This is a genomic window from Larkinella sp. C7, assembly GCF_006149005.1.
In the GTDB taxonomy this organism is placed as follows: domain Bacteria; phylum Bacteroidota; class Bacteroidia; order Cytophagales; family Spirosomataceae; genus Larkinella.
In genome coordinates this window covers 1-337 of sequence record NZ_VBSL01000251.1, presented here as the reverse complement: position 1 = coordinate 337, position 337 = coordinate 1, and the positions used below count along the sequence as shown (strand labels likewise).

1 protein-coding gene and 1 pseudogene are annotated in these 337 nt (G+C 45.4%); both read right to left on the bottom strand.

The window, feature by feature from the left end; genetic code table 11:
* Nucleotides 1-128: ABC transporter permease (locus FH871_RS35315; protein ID WP_171063047.1), on the bottom strand; the 128-nt coding region annotated here is incomplete at its 3' end.
* A 2-nt stretch (nucleotides 129-130) separates the two neighbouring features.
* Nucleotides 131-337, bottom strand: a pseudogene (locus FH871_RS35310) (ABC transporter ATP-binding protein); the annotation flags it as partial.

Sequence of the window (337 nt, the reverse complement as noted above, 5' to 3'; positions counted from 1 at the left end):
TACTGATAAAGAACAAAGCCCAAAAGGAAAACCAAGACCAAAACGAAATGGTCATTGAGAACATAGCGAAGATACTTGAGACACTGCTGATTGAAATCAAAGCGACGTTTGGCAAATACTGCTTTCATAATCAGACCTCTTTTGTCAAAGCCATGTAGAGGTCATTGAGACTGGCATCTGCCTGACCAAAGCTGGCCCGCAAATCCGCCAGAGTCCCTTGTGCCCTGATTTGCCCCTGATGGAGGATAACAAAGCTATCACACATCTTTTGGGCCGAATCCAAGACATGGGTGGACATGAGAATGGCGGTTCCCTTGGCTTTTTCTTCTTCTAAGAG